We start from the raw sequence: 19636 nt of genomic DNA, 5'->3' as shown, positions 1-19636 counted from the left end.
GGGCCGGAAAGCTCATTCAGACAAACGATTACAGTATATGCGCCTGAACGTTGGCGTCTTTGCGATCGAGATAATGAATGGATTTAATACGCCGAATGGTGCGCGATTTACCGCGAATCAGCAGGGTTTCCGTGGTGGCGATATTCCCTTTACGGCTGATGCCGTCCAGCAAATCGCCTTTGGTGATGCCGGTGGCCGAGAAAATCACATTATCGCTGCGCGCCATATCGTCGAGGCGCAATACGCTGTTGGCTTCAATGCCCATCGCCTTACAGCGCTCAAGCTCCTGCTCGCCGATGCGGCGGTTCTCTTCGCTGTCGCCTTTCACCTGATGGCGCGCCAGCAGGCGGCCATGCATATCGCCGTCCAGCGCGCGGATCACCGCAGCGGAGACCACGCCTTCCGGCGCGCCGCCGATGCCGTACAGCACGTCCACTTCACTGTCGGGCATGCAGGTTAAAATCGAGGCCGCCACATCGCCGTCAGGAATGGCGAAAACGCGCACGCCAAGCTGCTGCATCTCTGCAATGGTGTCATCGTGGCGCGGTTTCGCCAGAATGGTGACGGTCAGCTCGCTCAGCGGCTTTTTCAGCGCCTGGGCGATGTTTTGCAGATTAGTGGCGAGCGGCAGATTGAGGTCGATAACGCCTTTCGCGCCCGGCCCGACAATCAGCTTTTCCATGTACATATCAGGCGCGTTCAGGAACGTGCCTTTATCGCCCACCGCCAGCACCGCCAGCGCGTTGGCCTGGCCCATCGCCGTCATGCGCGTGCCTTCAATCGGATCAACCGCAATGTCTACCGCATCGCCCTGGCCAGTACCGACGCGCTCGCCGATATACAACATCGGCGCTTCGTCGATTTCCCCTTCGCCGATCACAATCTGCCCGTCGATATTGACCTGGTTAAGCATAATGCGCATGGCGTGGACCGCTGCGCCGTCAGCGGTATTTTTATCTCCACGGCCCAACCATTTGTAACCCGCCAGCGCGGCGGCTTCGGTTACGCGGGAAAATTCGATGGCAAGTTCTCGTCTCATAGCTCACTCATTCACAGAAGAAATTGTTGCGGAGTGTAGCACAGGGGGAATAAGGCTGAAATTTGTACGCGAAGGGGATAATAAAAGGGACGCCAGCGGCGTCCCTGAGAGGTTGATTAGTCGTGCTCTTCCCACGCCAGGGCGCGTTTAACGGCTTTTTTCCAGCCTGCGTAGCGGAAGTTACGCTCGGTGGTTTCGATGCCTGGACGGAATTCGCGTTCAATGACCGCTTTTTCCTGCAACTCATCCAGGTTCTGCCAGAAACCGACCGCCAGGCCGGCGAGGTAAGCCGCGCCCAGCGCGGTGACTTCACGCACTTCCGGGCGCTCAACGCGGGTGCCCAGAATGTCGGACTGGAACTGCATCAGGAAGTTGTTGGCGACCGCGCCGCCGTCCACGCGCAGGGCGTGCAGACGAATGCCGGAGTCTGCCTGCATCGCTTCCAGCACGTCGCGGGTCTGGAAGGCGATGGATTCCAGGGTCGCGCGGATGATGTGGCAGGAATTAACGCCGCGCGTCAGGCCGAAGATCGCGCCACGGGCATACGGGTCCCAGTACGGTGCGCCGAGCCCGGTGAACGCCGGAACCACGTAGACACCGTTGGTGTCTTTCACTTTATTGGCGAAGTATTCAGAGTCGAATGCGTCGTTGATCAGTTTCATCTCATCACGCAGCCACTGAATAGACGCACCCGCCATAAACACCGCGCCTTCCAGCGCGTAGTTCACTTCGCCGCTCGGGCCGCAGGCGATGGTGGTCAGCAGGCCGTTTTCCGACGCCACGGCTTTTTCGCCGGTGTTCATCAGCATAAAACAGCCGGTGCCGTAGGTGTTTTTCGCCATCCCTTCCTTCACGCACAGCTGGCCGAACAGCGCCGCCTGCTGGTCGCCCGCGATACCGGCGATAGGAATACGGGTGCCGCCTTTACCCCCGATGTTGGTCTGGCCGTAGACTTCCGAGGATTTACGCACTTCCGGCAGCATGGCGCGTGGAATATCCAGCACTTCCAGCATACGGTCGTCCCAGTCCAGGCTGTGAATGTTGAACAGCATGGTACGGGAGGCGTTGGTGTAATCGGTAACGTGAACACGTCCCTGGGTCATTTTCCAGATAAGCCAGGTATCCACGGTGCCGAACAGCAGTTCGCCACGGCGGGCACGCTCGCGGGAGCCTTCTACGTGATCCAGGATCCACTTCACTTTGGTGCCGGAGAAATACGGGTCCACCACCAGGCCGGTGTTTTTGCGGATATACTCTTCCATGCCGTCGCGCTTGAGCTGTTCGCAAATGTCCGCAGTACGGCGGCACTGCCAGACGATGGCGTTATAAATCGGCTTACCGGTTTCACGCTCCCAGACAATGGCGGTTTCACGCTGGTTGGTGATACCGATGCCGGCGATTTCATCAGAGTTGATATCGGCTTTCGCCAACACTTCGACTAATACCGAGCTTTGGGTGGCCCAAATTTCCATCGGGTCATGTTCAACCCAGCCGGCTTTCGGGTAGATCTGCTGAAATTCACGCTGTGATACGCTCACGATATTCGCGCTGTGATCCATCACCACGGCACGGGAGCTGGTGGTGCCCTGGTCGAGCGCAACGATATATTTTTTCTCAGTCATGTTTCTTGTCCCTTCAGTCTTATTACAGCGTAGCTTTTTGTTGCGCGCTGGAGGTTGCCGATTCTTTTTCATCTTCCACAGCGCAGACATCGCAAGGTAAGTGGCGGCCAATCAGTTTACGATAACCGAAGGCACCCAATGCTGCACCTGCCACCGGGCCAAGCAGCGGCACCAGGAAGTAAGGAATATCTTTCGCGCCGGTAAAGGCGACGTTGCCCCAGCCCGCAAGCCAGGCGAAGGCTTTCGGTCCGATATCACGCGCCGGGTTCATCGCGAAGCCGGTCAACGGGCCCATGGACGCGCCGATCACGGCGATCAGCAGGCCAATCAACAGTGGGCCGAGCGGGCCGCGTGGAATGCCGTTACCGTCATCCGTGAGCGCCAGGATCAGTCCCATCAGAATCGCCGTGATCACCATCTCGACGGCAAAGGCCTGGAAGAAATTGATGTGCGGGTTAGGGTAGGTTGAGAACACGCCTGCCAGATCGAGGCTTTCAACGCTGCCGCGCACCATATTGTGAGTCTGTTCGTAATCGTAGAAAAGATTGTAATAAAGCCCGTAAACCAACGCGGCGGCGCAAAAGGCGCCTGCAAATTGAGACACAATGTAGGGGACGACTTTACGTTTATCAAAGCAAGCAAATAACCACAGCGCAAGCGTGACGGCGGGATTGAGGTGCGCACCGGAAACGCCCGCGGTCAGGTAGATAGCCATGGCTACCCCTAACCCCCAAATCACGCTGATTTCCCACTGGCCGAAACTGGCACCCGCCACTTTTAACGCGGCGACGCAGCCCACACCAAAGAAAATCAACAACCCGGTACCGAGGAACTCGGCGATGCACTGGCCTTTTAAGGTTGATGTTTGACTCATAATCGGGTCCTGAAGGTAAAAGTGATGATTATTGTTATTTCGGGTGCGATATCACCCGTTATGTCCTGTAGACATGGTGTTAATTTATCGTTAACGAGCAAAAACGAGAAATATCGAAATTAAAATGTGTGTAGTTCGTCAATAAAACGCGCGTTTTCGCGCGAATTTTGCTGGGGGCGCGCACGGAATTTAAAACCGCTGTCTGGCGTCATTTGTTAACATTTGCCGGGAATTTTGCTGGAACGCATTCGGCATAGGCTGAAAAGTGTTGCATTTCGCAAACAGCATGGTGTGTTGCTGGACACTGGCGGCAACGCTCCATACAATCGGACTCATGTGGTGCGCACGTATTAATAAGGCGTCACCGGAGACGGTAGGGATAGCATTCTATCAACGCCTTGCAATTCTGGAGAGGTATGACGATGTCATTTGAAGTGTTTGAGAAACTGGAAGCAAAAGTACAGCAGGCTGTTGATACCATCACCCTGTTACAGATGGAAATCGAAGAACTGAAAGAAAAGAACAACAGCCTGGCGCAGGAAGTGCAACACGCGCAGGGCAGCCGTGAAGAGCTGGAGCGCGAAAACCACCAGCTGAAAGAGCAACAGCACGTGTGGCAGGAACGTCTGCAGGCGCTGCTGGGCCGCATGGAAGAAGTGTAATCTTCTATATTTTCAATCTGGCGCCTGCGGGATCCCCTGAAACATTATCAATACACCATGATGATGTTTCTGTAGGCCCTCGCCATACCGGCATACACCCTGTCGGGGTTCTTCCCCGACAGTAATCCCGGTGACTGGCGGAAGGCATTTTCACTCAGTGTCAGATACCACAACACCCGTCCTGATTTCACACTGTTCGCCTGAAACCAGCGATTTATTCCCTTATTTTCAAGAAAATATACCGTCAGCCACATAATGATACTGTAACGAGTGGCCACCAGATACAGCACAGACCCCGGCTTTAACTGGCCAGTAGCTTTTTTGTGAACCGTAGAGATGCCTGTCTTTATTTATGGGGAGCCGTCAGGCCGAAAGGCACCTTTTTATATAGCTTATTTTTAATCACTACTTGTAGCTGACAATACGATTCTTTTTGCTTCTTCAGCATATTTGTCAGTTGAATTACTATCGATCGTAATGGATATAGCCACAATAGCACCTTGCTTATTTTTCAGCATATAGGTTATATGTGTTTTTTTTGCGTTGTTATATGACAGTACTATTTCCTGATATCGACATGTAAAATCGTTAATCTCACATGAATGAAATTGAAATTTTTTTTCATCATACTGCGCCGGGAGAGATAATTTCTGTTTGTCTTTATAATCCTCTATAACATCATCAATATTCTGCGAATCAGTCACGGGTAAAGAATAGATGGACGCTTTTCCATCCATCGTCATCAATGCTTCTTTTATCCATGTTTCTTTATATTTTGCTTTAATATAAACGGCTTGCCATAGACGGTTTGGTACTGATACAGAAATTTTTGTGGCTTTAAAAGTATATTTCCAGGACATAGGTGTCCGAAGAGAATTGCCTATGCTAGCCAAAAGCATAATACCTAGTATCCAGCATGAACAATGAATAAAACGAGTCACATTCATTTTTCTGGTAATAGCGCATATAATTGCAGAAATGATTACAGTAAATATAATCGGGCCGAGTAATGTAGCGCCTATATATGTACTGACATCAACTGAATTGCCTGATAAAAGATAGCTATTTTGGTAATGATTTAGTAAAGTAACAACAATCCATAGAATAAATAGCAAAACATATTTCATAAATATCCTTATATGAGTTCTTTAACTCAGTCATGTCTTAAAATAGGCCAGCGTAATAATGTATTTAATACCGTTTTATATAAAATTGGGATAGTTATTTTCTTATTTTTGGTTTACAAAGGTTATTTTGTTTGTATTGTGATTATCTTTTATTTGTTGCGCGTTTATGTAAATCACAGTGTAACAAAAGTTGTTAATTGCAAAAACTATTGTTATCAGAGTGGCTTATTACCGGAAAACTGTAAGGCATTGATACCTTATCAAGAAGAAAGCGTGGCCTTATGCTTTTTTGTTCTTGCCCATTCCTTTTCGTTTTTTATCCCGCTTCGCTAATCTCGCTATAGTCGTTTCTGGCGGAATTGACGCGTAAACAAGGATAACAACAATGAAACTGGGGATGTCTCGTGGCCGGATGGCCGCTGCGGTACTACTGACCGGCCTGCTGCTGGCGGGTTGCGACCAACAAAGCGATAGCGCCAAACACATCAAAGTAGGCGTAATTAACGGTGCGGAACAGGATGTGGCCGAAGTCGCCAAAAAAGTCGCCAAAGATAAATATGACCTGGATGTCGAACTGGTAGGTTTCAGCGGTTCGCTGCTGCCGAACGATGCCACTAATCAGGGCGAACTGGATGCCAACGTGTTCCAGCACCGTCCGTTCCTCGAACAGGATAACAAGGCGCATAACTACAAGCTGGTGGCGGTAGGCAATACCTTTGTCTTCCCAATGGCCGGTTATTCCCGCCAGATTAAATCGGTTGATGAGCTAAAAGATGGCGCAACCGTCGCGATACCCAACGATCCGACCAATCTGGGCCGCGCGCTGCTGCTGTTGCAAAAAGAGCAGCTGATTACCCTGAAGCCGAATATCGGCTTGCTGCCGACGGCGCTGGATATTACCGATAACCCACGTCACCTGAAAATCATGGAGCTGGAAGGCGCACAGCTGCCGCGCGTGCTGGACGACCCGAAAGTCGACGTGGCGATCATCAGCACCACCTACATTCAGCAGCTGAACCTGTCGCCGGTGCATGACAGCGTGTTTATTGAAGATAAAAACTCGCCATACGTAAACATCATCGTGACGCGTGAAGACAATAAAGACGCGGAAAACGTGAAGAAATTTATTCAGTCGTATCAGTCGCCTGAAGTGGCGAAAGCGGCGGAAAAAATCTTTAACGGCGGGGCGGTGCCTGGCTGGTAAGCATAAACAATCAGGCCATCCGCTAAGGGATGGCCTGAATGAGGATTATTCGATATCGAGCGGGTCTTCCGAAAGGATCATACCGGTGTTATCGGCATACAGGTGGTCGCCGGAGAAGAAGGTCACACCGCCGAAATTGACGCGCACGTCGCTTTCACCAATGCCTTCGCCGGATGCGCCAACCGGAATGGCGGCCAGGGCCTGAATGCCGAGGTCCAGCTCTTCCAGATCGTCCACCTGGCGCACCGCACCGTAGATGACCACGCCTTCCCATTCGTTTTGCACCGCCAGACGCGCCAGTTCGGCGTCAAGCAATGCGCGACGAACGGAACCGCCGCCGTCCACCAGTAAAATGCGTCCGCGGCCATTTTGCTCGAGTAGCTCGTACAGCAACCCGTTGTCCTCGAAACATTTCACGGTAATGATCTGTCCGCCAAAAGATGAGCGCCCGCCGAAGTTGGAGAACAGCGGCTCCACCACATTGACTTCTTCATGATAAATGTCACAAAGCTCAGAAGTATCGTATTTCATAGGCTTAAGGTTTCGTTGCTGCGAGAGTTTTCAGTATATCGCTTTCAGTCGATTGTTGGCAAAATCATCAATTGTTAATTGATATTTGTCAGTTAAAAATGGGCCTGACTCAAAATAACTCCTATTGCAAACAATAGGTTAGTGAGCAGTGCACCTTTTACCGTACGTTCCAGCATTGGGCGCATCGCGACCGGATCGCGTTCCCGCACCACATATTGCGCCTGTCTGACCAGCATCGGCGCTGCCAGAATAAACAGCCAGCCCCACGGGCTTTGCAGTGAAAACAGGTTAAACAGCGCCAGGCACACCAGCGTGCCGATCAGCAAAAATGCGTGATAGCGACGGGCGCGCTCTGGCCCAAGCCGTACTGCCAGGGTGTTTTTACCGTTGATTCGGTCGCTGTCGATATCGCGCAGGTTATTAATATTCAGCACGGCGGTTGCCAGCAGCCCACAAGCGGTGGCGGGCAGGAAAATCGCCGGGATCAGCGTATGCGCCTGCAAATACCAGGTGCCCATCACGCTCAGCCAGCCGAAGAAAATCAGTACCGAAATATCCCCAAGGCCGAGATAGCCGTAAGGCCGGGTCCCGACCGTATAGGTAATGGCGGCGATAATCGACAGCAACCCCAGCAGCAAAAAGCCCAGGAGATCACTGAAGGTCCGGCAGGCCACCCACACCAGCGCGAAGCCGGACAGGCAAATCAGTACCACGGTGATGATTAACGCACGTTTCATCTGAGCCTGGGTAATCACGCCTTTTTGCATCCCGCGCAGCGGACCGATGCGGTCCGGCTTGTCGCTGCCTTTTACCGCATCGCCGTAGTCATTGGCGAGGTTGGACAGGATTTGCAGCAGGCCCGCCGTAAGTAGCGCAAGGAAAGCGACCACCGGATCGAAGACGCCCTGCCACCAGGCGAGCGCGCTACCGACCACAATGGAGGCGAACGCGAGGGGAAGAGTACGTGGGCGCAGGCTTTCCAGCCAGGCTTGCGTACGGCTCAGTGTTTGTGAGTCAGTCATAGTAATAAGCTAACCAATAAAAAATGGGGGCGAATTGCCCCCATCGTAAATGATGAAATTGCACTGAGCGCGATTATAACCACAACAACCGGTAAGTTGCAGAGGTGTCGCCGAACTCTGTTAAGCGAGGCGTACGCCCTACCTCTTTTGGGTATATCCGCCAACCCTCAGACAATTACAGAATGAAGCGACTCAAATCTTCATCTGCCACCAGTTCATCCAGGTGTTTACCAACGTATTCCGCATCGATGAGGATTGTCTGGCCGTTGAGATCGCTGGCGTCATAGGAAATTTCTTCCATCAGACGCTCCAGTACCGTGTGCAGACGACGCGCGCCGATGTTTTCGGTGCTCTCGTTGACCTGCCACGCCGCCTGGGCGATGCGTTTGATGCCGTCGTCAGTGAAGTCGATATTCACCCCTTCGGTTGCCATCAGCGCTTTGTACTGCACGGTGACAGACGCGTTCGGTTCGGTCAGGATGCGTTCAAAGTCTTCTGCAGTCAGCGCCTGTAACTCAACGCGGATCGGCAGACGGCCCTGCAATTCCGGGATCAGGTCAGACGGGCTGGCCACCTGGAACGCGCCGGACGCGATAAACAGGATATGGTCGGTTTTCACCATGCCGTGCTTGGTTGAGACCGTACAGCCTTCTACCAGCGGCAGCAGGTCGCGCTGCACGCCTTCACGGGACACATCCGGGCCGGACACATTGCCGCCGCGCTTACAGATTTTGTCGATCTCATCAATAAATACGATGCCGTGCTGTTCAACCGCGTCAATCGCGTCTTGCTTCAGCTCTTCCGGGTTTACCAGCTTGGCGGCTTCTTCTTCCACCAGCAGCTTCATCGCGTCTTTGATTTTCAGCTTACGCGGCTTTTGCTTTTGCCCGCCCAGATTCTGGAACATGGACTGGAGCTGGTTGGTCATCTCTTCCATGCCCGGAGGCGCCATGATTTCTACGCCCATCGGCGCAGCGGCGAGATTGATTTCAATCTCTTTATCGTCCAACTGGCCTTCACGCAGTTTCTTACGGAATGCCTGACGCGCCGCTGAAGGCTCCTGCGCCTGTTCAGCCTGGCCCCAGTTGTTTTTAGCCGGTGGGATCAGCACGTCGAGAATGCGCTCTTCCGCCATCTCTTCGGCGCGATAGCGGTTCTTTTCGATGGACTGCATGCGCACCATCTTTATCGCCGCATCGGTCAGATCGCGGATGATCGAGTCCACTTCTTTACCGACATAGCCCACTTCGGTGAATTTCGTGGCTTCAACTTTGATAAACGGCGCATGGGCCAGTTTTGCCAGGCGACGGGCAATCTCGGTTTTACCGACGCCGGTTGGGCCGATCATCAGAATGTTTTTCGGTGTCACTTCATGACGCAGCTCTTCATCAAGCTGCATACGGCGCCAGCGGTTACGCAGCGCGATGGCAACAGAACGCTTCGCCGCGTCCTGGCCGATAATATGTTTGTCGAGTTCGCTGACAATTTCGCGTGGGGTCATTTCAGACATGGGAAATCCTTACGCTTTAGAGGAGAGTTCTTCGATGGTCAGGAAGTGGTTGGTGTAGATGCAAATATCACCTGCAATCCCCAGCGACTTCTCAACAATTTCACGGGCGTTCAGTTCGGTGTTTTCCAGCAGGGCGCGTGCCGCAGCCTGGGCATACGGGCCACCCGAACCAATCGCAATCAGGTCGTTTTCCGGCTGGATCACATCGCCGTTACCGGTGATGATCAGGGAGGCCGTTTCATCCGCCACCGCCAGCAGCGCTTCCAGACGGCGCAGCATCCGGTCGGTACGCCAGTCTTTGGCAAGCTCAACCGCCGCTTTCACCAGATGGCCCTGATGCATTTCCAGTTTGCGTTCGAAGAGTTCAAACAGCGTGAAGGCATCCGCTGTGCCGCCCGCGAAACCCGCAATGACTTTATCGTTGTAAAGGCGACGCACTTTTTTAACGTTGCCTTTCATTACGGTGTTGCCCAATGTGGCCTGTCCATCGCCACCAATCACCACCTGTCCGTTGCGGCGTACGCTTACTATTGTTGTCACTGACAGACCCCTTTTCGATAGCTGAATACAGGCCCCGCGCCAGGCGCGGGGCAGAATGCAATTATAGATGGGGGGTGATTCAGGGGTTTCAACCCCCAGCGGCGAGACGAATGCAGTTAGTGTGACCGGCAAGCTTCAGGCGGGTGAGGGTGCCGTCGGCGTTTTCTTTGCCTTTCACCGGGCCGATCACCACGCGGTTCCAGCCGTTATTGGCGGTAATGCGTGAATCAAAGCCCTCAAACGCCAGCTGCGCACGCACAGTTTCCGCCTGCTCGGCGCCTTTAAATGAACCGCACTGTACCATCCAGCGACGGTCATCTTTTTTCTCGGCGGCCGGTTTTTCTGGTGCGGTTTCACGTGTGACCGGCGCGGCCTGGGCGGTCGCCTTCGGCTGCGCCGGTTCACGCTGGGCGGTATGCGGCGGCGTTTGCAGCAGATCCTGATAAGGCTGCTGGCTGGTAGTGGTGCGGTTGGTTTGCTGCGCGGCAGGTTTCTGCGTTTGCGCGCTGCGTACCGGCTGCTCCTGAACCGTGGTCGTGCGCACCTGCTGGGGTTGCTGGTACGGCTGTTCGACGCGCGGCGGGGTACGCTGCTGCGCGACGGTGTTCTGTTGCTGCTGGAGCTGTTTCTGGCGCTGAAGCGTTTGCTGGCGCTGGGCAGGTGTTTGCTCGTTCCACGGCACTTCGTTCAGTTGCGTGGGCTGCTGGCGCATATCCGCCTGCATCTGAGCCAGTAGCTGACGCTGTTCGTTGGTCAGCTGATCCTGGTTCATGATTTCCCCACCGGCAGACGGCTCGGTCGGGGTACGCACGCCTGGCTGGCGGTTTTCCAGCTCTTTAATGTAGCGCCAGCGCTCTTCTGGTTTCGGCGGCAAGCCATTTCCCGTCACTTTGTGACCCGGGATGACCTCAACTTCTTCAGATTTATGATGGGTAATAAAGTACAGGCCACCGATAAAGGTCACCAGAACGGCGGCCGCGATAGCGACCATGGCCGGGGAAACAGCAGGCAGGTTACGTTGCTTTTTGCGGGTAGTCGGTTTCTTGCGCCGCGCGGGGCTCGGCTGTCCGCGGCGTACATAATCTCGTTGTGCCACTATCGTTTCGCTGTATTTATTCGTTTATCAGCCCGTCATGTTACTTAAGGGACGGGCTTTTGACCAGTGAGGTGAGTCCTAATCGAAACTATTTTGCCGCCTTGCGGGCACGCGTGGAGCCGCGAACGATAAGCTCGCAATCCAGCAGGCGCGAACCGCTGCTCACGACCTGGCCCTGTAGCTGATCCAACAGCAGCAGCATAGCCTCGCGGCCAATCTCAAAACGCGGCTGGGAAATCGTGGTTAACGGTGGGTCGCAGAACTCCGCGAGCGCGATATTATCAAAGCCGACAATCGACAAATCTTCCGGCACTTTATAGCCGCGGCGCTTGGCCTGAGACAGTGCCCCCAGCGCCATTACATCGCTGTGGCAGAAGATTGCCGTGGGTGGATTGGGCAGGTTCAGCAGCTGATCCAGCGCCTGTGCGCCAGCGTTAAACGTAAAATCGCCCCGGGCGATATAGTGCGGATCGACCTGCATCCCACTGCGGCGCAACGCCTGAACGTAACCCTGCAACCGGTAATGGCACAGCGGCATCTCCTCTGGCCCGGCGATGCAGGCAATCTGGTCATGGCCCAGTTCGTGCAGATAATTGACGGCATTAAAGGCGGCGGTCAGGTTATCGATATGCACCGTCGGCAGTTCCAGCTCCGGCGCGAATTCGTTAGCCATCACCATCGGCGGCAGGTTGCGCTGCTCTTCTTTACTGGCGTCGAACGGCAGACGCGAGCCGAGCAGCAACATGCCGTCGATCTGCTTGGTGATAATCAGGTCAATAAAGGTTTTTTCTTGCTGATTCTGGTGCGCGCAGTCGCCAATCAGCACCAGATAACCCTGGTCGGCGGCGGTGATTTCAATACCGCGAATAATTTCGCTGAAAAACGGATCGCAGATATCCGGAACAATCACCAAAATAGTGCGTGACTCATTACGTTTTAAATTGCGGTTCAGAGAGCCAGGCAAATAACCCACGTCTATAGCAGCTTGCTCTACCTTGTTACGGGTAGCCTGAGAGACTTTCTCAGGATTCATTAATGCACGAGATACCGTGGCGGTTGAGACATTTGCCCGCTCGGCAACATCTTTCATGGTTGCGGCAACAACCTGTTTCTTCGGGTTCAACTTCTTCTCCTCGCAAACTATCGCGGGCGCAGCCACGTCCTGTGGTCTGGCTTGACCGATCATTCTTATCAGATATTTACACCGTGCGGTTACAAATATTGCATAAGAAATGTGATCAATATTTTATTTTTCGAACTCTGGCGCTTTGCACTGAAGATTTAGCTCTCGATAGGATCGACATCCAGCGTCCATTTGACTTTGCGCGCCTCCGGTAAGGTGTTTACCAGCGCCAGACTCTGGCTAAGGATATGTTGCAGCTTCAGGCGGGAAGGGTGCTGCAACAGGATTTGCCAGCGAAAGCGCCCGCCGCGCTTCGGCTGTAACGCCGGGACCGGGCCGAGTATCCACAGTTTGTCATCCGCCAGCGGGCTGGCCTGCAAAAGGTTACGCAACTGCTGTAAAAACAGCGCTGCCTGCTGGTTGTTATGGTCCTCGGCGCGGATCATCACGTGGCTGCTGTAAGGCGGAAGCCAGACCTGGCTACGGGTGCGCAGCGCCTCTTCGGCAAAGGCGTCGTAGCCCTGGCTGAGTAGCGTTTGCAGTAAGGGGTGTTCCGGGTGGTGGGTTTGCAGGATCACTTCGCCCTGTTTACCCGCACGCCCGGCACGTCCGGCAACTTGGGTATACAACTGGGCGAAACGCTCCGGGGAACGGAAATCTGCCGAGAACAGCGCGCCGTCCACGTCCAACAGCGCCACCAGCGTCACATCGGGAAAGTGATGGCCTTTCGCCAGCATTTGTGTGCCAATCAGAATACGCGCGCCGCCGCGATGCACGTCCGCCAGATGCTGCTCCAGCGCGCCTTTGCGGCTGGTAGTGTCGCGGTCGATACGCGACAGCGGCACGCCGGGGAACAACGGGCTTAACGCCTGCTCCAGTTGCTCGGTTCCCAGGCCGACCGGCACCGTGTGCGTGGAGCCGCACTGCGGGCACTGGCGCGGCACCGGGCGCTGGCTGTCGCAGTGGTGGCAGCGCAACTGATGCTGCGCCTGATGCAACGTGTAGTAATGGTCGCAGCGCGGGCATTCGGCGATCCATCCACAATCGTGGCAGAGCAGCGCCGGGGCGAAACCACGCCGGTTAAGAAATAAAATGACCTGGTTATCGGCCTGAAGATGCTGGCGCATCCGGGCGATCAGCGCCGGGGCAAGGCCCGCCTGCACCGGCTGGCCTTTTAAATCCACCAGGTGCTGCATTGCCGGGCGCGCATTGCCCGCGCGGCGGGTGAGTTTAAGTTCGCGGTATTTCTTTACCCGAACGTTATGCAAGGTTTCCAGCGCCGGGGTTGCTGAGCCGAGGATAATCGGGATCTGCTCGCGGTGGGCACGATACACTGCCAGGTCGCGGGCATGGTAGCGCCAGCCTTCCTGCTGTTTATAGGAGCTGTCATGCTCCTCATCAATCACAATCACGCCCAACTGTTTAAATGGCGTAAACAGCGCCGAGCGGGTGCCGATGACAATCGCCGCCTCGCCGTTTTTCGCTTTCAGCCAGGCCGCCAGCCGCTCGCTGTCATTCAGGGCCGAGTGTAGCACTTCTACCGGGACGTTAAAGCGTTCCCTGAAACGCGCGATGGTCTGCGGCGTCAGGCCGATTTCCGGCACCAGTACCAGCGCCTGTTTGCCCTGAGCCAGCACATTTTCTAGGACGCTGAGATAAACCTCGGTTTTCCCTGAGCCGGTTACGCCCGCTAACAGCCAGGCGGAAAACTCATCGGACGCGCTGTGGATCGCCCCCACGGCGGTGGCCTGCTCGGTGTTCAGCCGCAGCCGCTCGCCGGAAACGCTAAAGCCGGGCCGCCAGTCGGTTTGCTCGGGCAATTGTGCCCGTAAATCGCATAATCCTTTGGTGCGCAACGCCTGAAACGTCGCATCGCTCAGGTCCATCTCGCTAAGCTGGTGGCGCAGAATCGGCTGTTGGCGCAGCAACGCCAGCGCCTGCTGCTGTTTAGGGGCGCGTTTCAGGCTGTTGATGTCGATGGTTTGGCCATCTTCTGTGGCGAACCAGGTCCAGAGCGGCGTCCCGCTGGCGGGCTTCCCCTGGCGCAACAGTACTGGCAGCGCATGGAATAACACATCGCCGATCGGATGGTGGTAGTACTCCGCCGCCCATAACAACAGTTGCCATAAAGAAGGAGAAAACAGCGACTTGCCGTCGAGCGGCTCCAGCACCGATTTCAGCTCCTCGCGCGGCAGTTCGCTGTGCTCGCTGACGGACACCACGATACCAACGCGCTGCTGCTTGCCAAACGGCACCAACACGCGACAACCCGCCGTCACCGGCATCCCGACGGGAAGCAGATAATCAAAGGTGCGGGGCAGTGGCACCGCCAGGGCAATATGGGCAACAGACATCCGGGCTCCCGGCTGAGAAAATGACGGCATAGTGTACACTGTGAGAAAGACAATTTGCGGATCAGTTTGCATACGCTGATTAATTTCTGTATGATTCGCCGCCTTTGATGCACAAAGCGTGCAGTCAAATCGACGTATTTCCCCGGCGCGTCGTCTTGCAGTGAACACACCCGCAGGACGGCATGAGACGGGGAATTTATCAACATCGCGTGGTGTCTGGCGTTAGGGCCGGAAGAGCGACGCGGCCTTAACTGAGGTTTCCCATGAAAAAAGGTATTCACCCGAATTACACTGAAATTACTGCAACCTGTTCTTGCGGTAATGTGATCAAAACTCACTCAACTGTGGGCCACGATCTGAACCTGGACGTTTGTGGCAAATGCCACCCGTTCTACACCGGCAAACAGCGTGATGTTGCTACCGGTGGCCGTGTTGACCGCTTCAACAAGCGTTTCAGCATCCCGGGCGCTAAATAAGCACCACGGAAAGAAAAGGCGCCGCAAGGCGCCTTTTTTGTCTCTGTTTGCCAATCAGTATTCCCACGTCTCCGGGTCGATGCCCAGCTCACGCATAATCACTTTCGCCTCTTCCGGGATTTCATCACTGCGCTCTTTACGCAGATCTTCATCATTCGGTAACGGCTGTCCGGTAAATGCATGCAAAAACGCTTCACACAGCAGTTCGCTGTTGGTGGCGTGACGCAAGTTATTCACCTGACGACGGGTACGTTCATCAGTGAGGATTTTTAACACCTTCAGAGGAATGGAAACCGTAATTTTTTTTACTTGTTCACTCTTCTTACCGTGCTCAGCGTATGGGCTGATATATTCGCCGCTCCATTCAGCCATGTTATACCTTTCATCCTCTCATTATTGATAGTGGGCCGGGGCCAGTCTGGCGGGCCACAGCCATAAACGCGATAGTGCCGCGCACAGGGAAATCCATTGCACGGCTGCTCTAAACACACAATTTTAACGGCTAATTTGGTTTTGCTCAATCTATACGCAAAGAAGTTTAGATGTCCAGATGTATTGACGTCCATTTCTTCTGTGGTTACTCTGTGGGCAGACTTTGAACCGATTCCCGATTATCCCGCGAAAACGCCGGGATCAGTCCTTCAGCCAGGAAGCCGCTCAACATGACACGTAAACAGGCCACCATCGCAGTACGTAGCGGATTAAACGATGACGAACAGTACGGCTGCGTTGTCCCGCCCATCCATCTTTCCAGCACCTACAACTTCACCGGTTTCAACGAGCCGCGCGCGCATGACTATTCTCGCCGCGGTAACCCTACGCGCGATGTGACCCAGCGCGCACTGGCGGAACTTGAAGGCGGCGCGGGCGCGGTATTGACCAACACGGGCATGTCGGCAATCCATTTGGTCACCACGGTGTACCTGAATCCGGGCGATCTGCTGGTTGCGCCGCACGACTGTTACGGCGGCAGCTACCGTCTGTTCGATAGCCTGGCGAAACGCGGCTGTTACCGGGTGCTGTTTGTCGATCAAAACGATGAAGCGGCACTGAAAGCGGCGCTGGCGGAGAAACCGAAACTGGTCCTGATCGAAACGCCGAGCAACCCGTTACTGCGCGTGGTGGATATCGAAAAAATCTGCCGCCTGGTACGTGAAGCCGGGGCGGTAAGCGTAGTGGATAACACTTTCCTGAGCCCGGCGCTGCAAAATCCGCTGTCGCTCGGTGCCGATTTAGTGCTGCACTCCTGCACCAAATACCTCAACGGCCATTCCGACGTGGTGGCTGGCGTGGTGATTTCCCGTGATGAAGAGACCGCCGTTAATCTGGCCTGGTGGGCGAATAATATTGGCGTGACCGCTGCGGCGTTTGACAGCTATTTGCTGCTGCGTGGCCTCCGCACGTTGGTGCCGCGTATGGATATCGCGCAGCGTAACGCGCTGGCGATTGTTGACTATCTGAAGACCCAACCGCTGGTGAAAAAGCTGTATCATCCTTCTCTGCCGGAAAACCAGGGCCACGACATTGCGGCTCGCCAGCAGAAAGGGTTTGGCGCGATGCTGAGCTTTGAAATCGACGGCGATGAAGAGACGCTGCGCCGCTTCCTTGGCGCGCTGGAGCTGTTTACACTGGCGGAATCGTTAGGTGGGGTGGAAAGCCTGATTTCCCATGCCGCGACCATGACCCATGCGGGCATGGCGCCTGAAGCGCGTGCCGCCGCAGGCATTTCCGAGACGCTGCTGCGTATCTCGACCGGTATTGAAGACAGTGAAGATTTACTTGCTGACCTGGAAAATGGCTTCCGGGCAGCGGCTAAGGGGTAAGCATGAGTGTTTCAGCGCCTGCAGGGGCGAAAGGTCGTCAGCTGCATAAATTTGGTGGTAGTAGCCTTGCGGATGTGAAGTGTTATCTGCGCGTGGCCGGGATCATGGCCGAGTATTCGCAGCCGGACGACATGATGGTGGTTTCCGCCGCAGGTAGCACCACCAACCAGTTGATCAGTTGGTTGAAACTGAGCCAGACGGATCGTCTGTCCGCCCATCAGGTTCAGCAGGCGCTGCGCCGTTATCAGACCGAATTAATCAGCGGCCTGTTGCCCGCCGATAAAGCGGATGAACTGATTAGCGGCTTTATTCACGATCTCGAACGGCTGGCGGCGCTACTCGACGGCACCATTACCGATGCGGTGTATGCCGAAGTGGTCGGCCACGGCGAAATCTGGTCGGCGCGGTTGATGTCCGCCGTACTGAACCTTCAGGGCATTGACGCCACCTGGCTGGACGCGCGCGAATTTTTACGCGCCGAGCGCAGCGCGCAGCCGCAGGTGGATGAAGGGCTCTCTTACCCTCTACTGCAACAGCTTTTGGTCCAGCATTCCGGCAAACGCGTCGTGGTGACGGGCTTTATCTGCCGCAATAACGCGGGTGAGACCGTGCTGCTGGGGCGTAACGGCTCTGACTACTCCGCGACCCAAATCGGTGCGCTGGGCGGCGTTTCCCGCGTCACCATCTGGAGCGACGTGGCGGGCGTTTACAGCGCCGACCCGCGTAAAGTGAAAGACGCCTGCCTGCTGCCGCTACTGCGCCTCGATGAAGCCAGCGAACTGGCGCGCCTCGCCGCTCCGGTGCTCCACGCCCGTACTCTTCAGCCAGTTTCCGGCAGCGATATCGATTTGCAGCTACGTTGCAGCTATAACCCGGAGCAGGGCTCCACGCGTATCGAGCGCGTACTGGCGTCCGGCACCGGCGCGCGCATTGTCACCAGCCATGATGACGTGTGCCTGATTGAACTGCTGGTGGCTCCGGATCAGGATTTCAAGCTGGCGCATCAGGAAACGCTAAACGTACTAAAGCGCGCGCAAATCCGCCCGCTGTCGATTGGCGTCCATCCGGATCGCCGTTTACTGCAACTGTGCTACACCTCGGAAGTGGTGGGCAGCGCATTCAGCACGTTAGAAGCTGCCGCCTTGTCGGGTGAACTGCGTTTGCGCGAAGGGTTAGCGCTGGTGGCGATGGTCGGTGCAGGCGTGTGCCGCAATCCGTTGCACAGCCACCGTTTCTGGCAGCAGCTAAAAGATCAGCCGGTCGAGTTTATCTGGCAATCGGAAGAGGGCATCAGCCTGGTGGCCGTACTGCGCGTTGGCCCCACCGAAAGCCTGATTCAGGGCCTGCACCAGACGCTGTTCCGCGCGGAAAAACGCATCGGCCTGATGCTGTTCGGCAAAGGCAATATTGGTTCCCGCTGGCTGGAGCTGTTCGCCCGCGAGCAGGAAACGCTTTCCGCCCGCACTGGTTTTGAATTTGTGCTGGCCGGCGTGGTGGATAGCCGCCGCAGCCTGCTGAATGACCAGGGGCTGGACGCCAGCCGCGCCTTAGCCTTCTTTAATGACGAGGCCCAGGATCACGATGAAGAGTCACTGTTCCTGTGGATGCGTAACCATCCGTATGATGATTTGGTCGTGCTGGACGTGACGGCAAGCGAAGAGCTGGCCGATCAGTATCTGGATTTCGCCAGCCACGGCTTCCACGTCATCAGCGCCAACAAACTGGCGGGCGCGAGCACCAGCAACAAATACCGCCAGATCCGCGATGCGTTCGCCAAAACGGGCCGTCACTGGCTGTACAACGCCACCGTCGGCGCAGGTTTGCCGGTTAACCATACCGTGCGCGATCTACGCGACAGCGGTGATTCGATTCTGGCTATCAGCGGCATTTTCTCTGGGACGCTGTCATGGCTGTTCCTGCAATTTGATGGCAGCGTGCCGTTTACCGACCTGGTGGATCAGGCCTGGCAGCAGGGCTTAACCGAGCCGGACCCGCGCGTCGACCTGTCTGGTAAAGACGTCATGCGCAAGCTGGTGATCCTGGCGCGCGAAGCCGGTTACGACATCGAACCTGACCAGGTACGCGTAGAATCGCTGGTGCCGCAGGGTTGCGAAGACGGGTCGGTGGATCATTTCTTTGAAAACGGTGACGCGCTAAACGACCAGATGGTGCAACGTCTGGAAGCCGCCCGGGAAATGGGGCTGGTGCTGCGCTATGTGGCGCGTTTCGACGCCAACGGCAAGGCACGCGTCGGCGTGGAAGCGGTACGTCCCGAGCATCCACTGGCCTCGCTGCTGCCGTGCGATAACGTGTTCGCCATCGAAAGCCGCTGGTATCGCGATAACCCGCTGGTGATCCGTGGCCCGGGTGCCGGACGCGATGTCACCGCCGGGGCCATTCAGTCCGATCTCAACCGCCTGGCCCAACTGCTGTAACCTGATATGCGCCTTTTGCCTCTGCTGGCAAAAGGCGTTTATCCTTTCTGTGACGCTCCATCCTGAATTTTTTTCACGTTCGCTGAATATTCCTCATTCATTCTGGTGATTTTTCAGTTGACGCGATGTCGCTTTTCCGTCATTTTTACATCTGGACGTCTAAACGTATAGAAGTCAAAAAACACAACAGCCAATAAT

Annotated in this window: 17 protein-coding genes and 1 pseudogene; 5 read left to right on the top strand and 13 right to left on the bottom strand. The window is 55.3% G+C overall.

Annotation, left to right across the window (positions count from 1 at the left end; translation table 11 throughout):
- Positions 1-28 precede the first annotated feature (28 nt).
- The 3 genes from glpX to ACVV26_RS21665 all read right to left on the bottom strand — a co-directional run bounded on the left by glpX (position 29) and on the right by ACVV26_RS21665 (position 3535).
- Entirely contained in the window at positions 29-1039 is a 1011-nt protein-coding gene (gene glpX, locus ACVV26_RS21675; protein ID WP_474799285.1) for a class II fructose-bisphosphatase, read from the bottom strand.
- Between the two features lie 116 nt (positions 1040-1155).
- Complete coding sequence (glpK, locus tag ACVV26_RS21670; protein ID WP_474799284.1) at positions 1156-2661, bottom strand: glycerol kinase GlpK; 1506 nt, start codon at positions 2659-2661, stop codon at positions 1156-1158.
- Positions 2662-2683: 22 nt separating this feature from the next.
- Positions 2684-3535 (bottom strand): MIP/aquaporin family protein, encoded by an 852-nt coding sequence (locus tag ACVV26_RS21665; RefSeq protein ID WP_474799283.1) that lies wholly within the window; start codon positions 3533-3535, stop codon positions 2684-2686.
- Between the two features lie 416 nt (positions 3536-3951).
- Here ACVV26_RS21665 and zapB point away from each other — a divergent pair, with 416 nt between their 5' ends.
- Complete coding sequence (gene zapB / locus ACVV26_RS21660; RefSeq protein ID WP_125294945.1) at positions 3952-4197, top strand: septal ring assembly protein ZapB; 246 nt, start codon at positions 3952-3954, stop codon at positions 4195-4197.
- Between the two features lie 47 nt (positions 4198-4244).
- On the opposite strand, the pseudogene ACVV26_RS21655 reads toward zapB, so the two are convergent.
- Both ACVV26_RS21655 and ACVV26_RS21650 read right to left on the bottom strand, forming a co-directional pair.
- Positions 4245-4499: pseudogene (locus ACVV26_RS21655) on the bottom strand (IS4 family transposase); the annotation flags it as partial.
- Positions 4500-4595: 96 nt separating this feature from the next.
- Positions 4596-5324: a hypothetical protein gene (locus ACVV26_RS21650; RefSeq protein WP_474799282.1), complete on the bottom strand. Its 729-nt coding sequence runs from the start codon at positions 5322-5324 to the stop codon at positions 4596-4598.
- 385 nt (positions 5325-5709) lie between these two features.
- Between ACVV26_RS21650 and nlpA the strand changes: the two genes are divergently transcribed.
- Positions 5710-6528, top strand: coding sequence for a lipoprotein NlpA (nlpA, locus tag ACVV26_RS21645; protein ID WP_474799281.1), 819 nt, complete (start codon positions 5710-5712; stop codon positions 6526-6528).
- Positions 6529-6573: 45 nt separating this feature from the next.
- On the opposite strand, the gene rraA is transcribed toward nlpA, so the two are convergent.
- The 7 genes from rraA to priA form a co-directional block, all read right to left on the bottom strand.
- Complete coding sequence (gene rraA, locus ACVV26_RS21640; RefSeq protein WP_125294943.1) at positions 6574-7059, bottom strand: ribonuclease E activity regulator RraA; 486 nt, start codon at positions 7057-7059, stop codon at positions 6574-6576.
- 92 nt (positions 7060-7151) lie between these two features.
- Positions 7152-8081 carry a 1,4-dihydroxy-2-naphthoate polyprenyltransferase gene (gene menA / locus ACVV26_RS21635; protein WP_474799280.1) on the bottom strand — a complete coding sequence of 310 codons (930 nt, stop codon included), beginning with the start codon at positions 8079-8081 and terminating at the stop codon, positions 7152-7154.
- A 175-nt stretch (positions 8082-8256) separates the two neighbouring features.
- Positions 8257-9591 carry an ATP-dependent protease ATPase subunit HslU gene (gene hslU, locus ACVV26_RS21630; protein WP_474799278.1) on the bottom strand — a complete coding sequence of 445 codons (1335 nt, stop codon included), beginning with the start codon at positions 9589-9591 and terminating at the stop codon, positions 8257-8259.
- A 9-nt stretch (positions 9592-9600) separates the two neighbouring features.
- Positions 9601-10131, bottom strand: a complete 531-nt coding sequence (hslV, locus tag ACVV26_RS21625; protein WP_002436777.1) for an ATP-dependent protease subunit HslV — start codon at positions 10129-10131, stop codon at positions 9601-9603.
- A gap of 88 nt (positions 10132-10219) precedes the next feature.
- Positions 10220-11227 (bottom strand): cell division protein FtsN, encoded by a 1008-nt coding sequence (gene ftsN, locus ACVV26_RS21620; protein WP_474799277.1) that lies wholly within the window; start codon positions 11225-11227, stop codon positions 10220-10222.
- 88 nt (positions 11228-11315) lie between these two features.
- Complete coding sequence (gene cytR / locus ACVV26_RS21615) at positions 11316-12350, bottom strand: DNA-binding transcriptional regulator CytR (RefSeq protein WP_312985636.1); 1035 nt, start codon at positions 12348-12350, stop codon at positions 11316-11318.
- A 158-nt stretch (positions 12351-12508) separates the two neighbouring features.
- Complete coding sequence (priA, locus tag ACVV26_RS21610; protein ID WP_474799275.1) at positions 12509-14704, bottom strand: primosomal protein N'; 2196 nt, start codon at positions 14702-14704, stop codon at positions 12509-12511.
- A gap of 263 nt (positions 14705-14967) precedes the next feature.
- Between priA and rpmE the strand changes: the two genes are divergently transcribed.
- Complete coding sequence (rpmE, locus tag ACVV26_RS21605) at positions 14968-15180, top strand: 50S ribosomal protein L31 (RefSeq protein WP_161659587.1); 213 nt, start codon at positions 14968-14970, stop codon at positions 15178-15180.
- A gap of 54 nt (positions 15181-15234) precedes the next feature.
- Here rpmE and metJ read toward each other — a convergent pair whose 3' ends face one another.
- The gene (metJ, locus tag ACVV26_RS21600) at positions 15235-15552 is read right to left on the bottom strand and encodes a met regulon transcriptional regulator MetJ (protein ID WP_015966498.1); all 318 of its coding nucleotides are present in this window, start codon (positions 15550-15552) and stop codon (positions 15235-15237) included.
- A 290-nt stretch (positions 15553-15842) separates the two neighbouring features.
- Between metJ and metB the strand changes: the two genes are divergently transcribed.
- Positions 15843-17003, top strand: a complete 1161-nt coding sequence (gene metB, locus ACVV26_RS21595; protein ID WP_474799274.1) for a cystathionine gamma-synthase — start codon at positions 15843-15845, stop codon at positions 17001-17003.
- A gap of 2 nt (positions 17004-17005) precedes the next feature.
- Complete coding sequence (locus ACVV26_RS21590) at positions 17006-19438, top strand: bifunctional aspartate kinase/homoserine dehydrogenase II (protein ID WP_474799273.1); 2433 nt, start codon at positions 17006-17008, stop codon at positions 19436-19438.
- Positions 19439-19636 lie beyond the last annotated feature (198 nt).

The organism is Atlantibacter sp. MEI4A-1023 (assembly GCF_056155425.1).
This window is presented reverse-complemented; position numbering and strand designations above follow the sequence as displayed.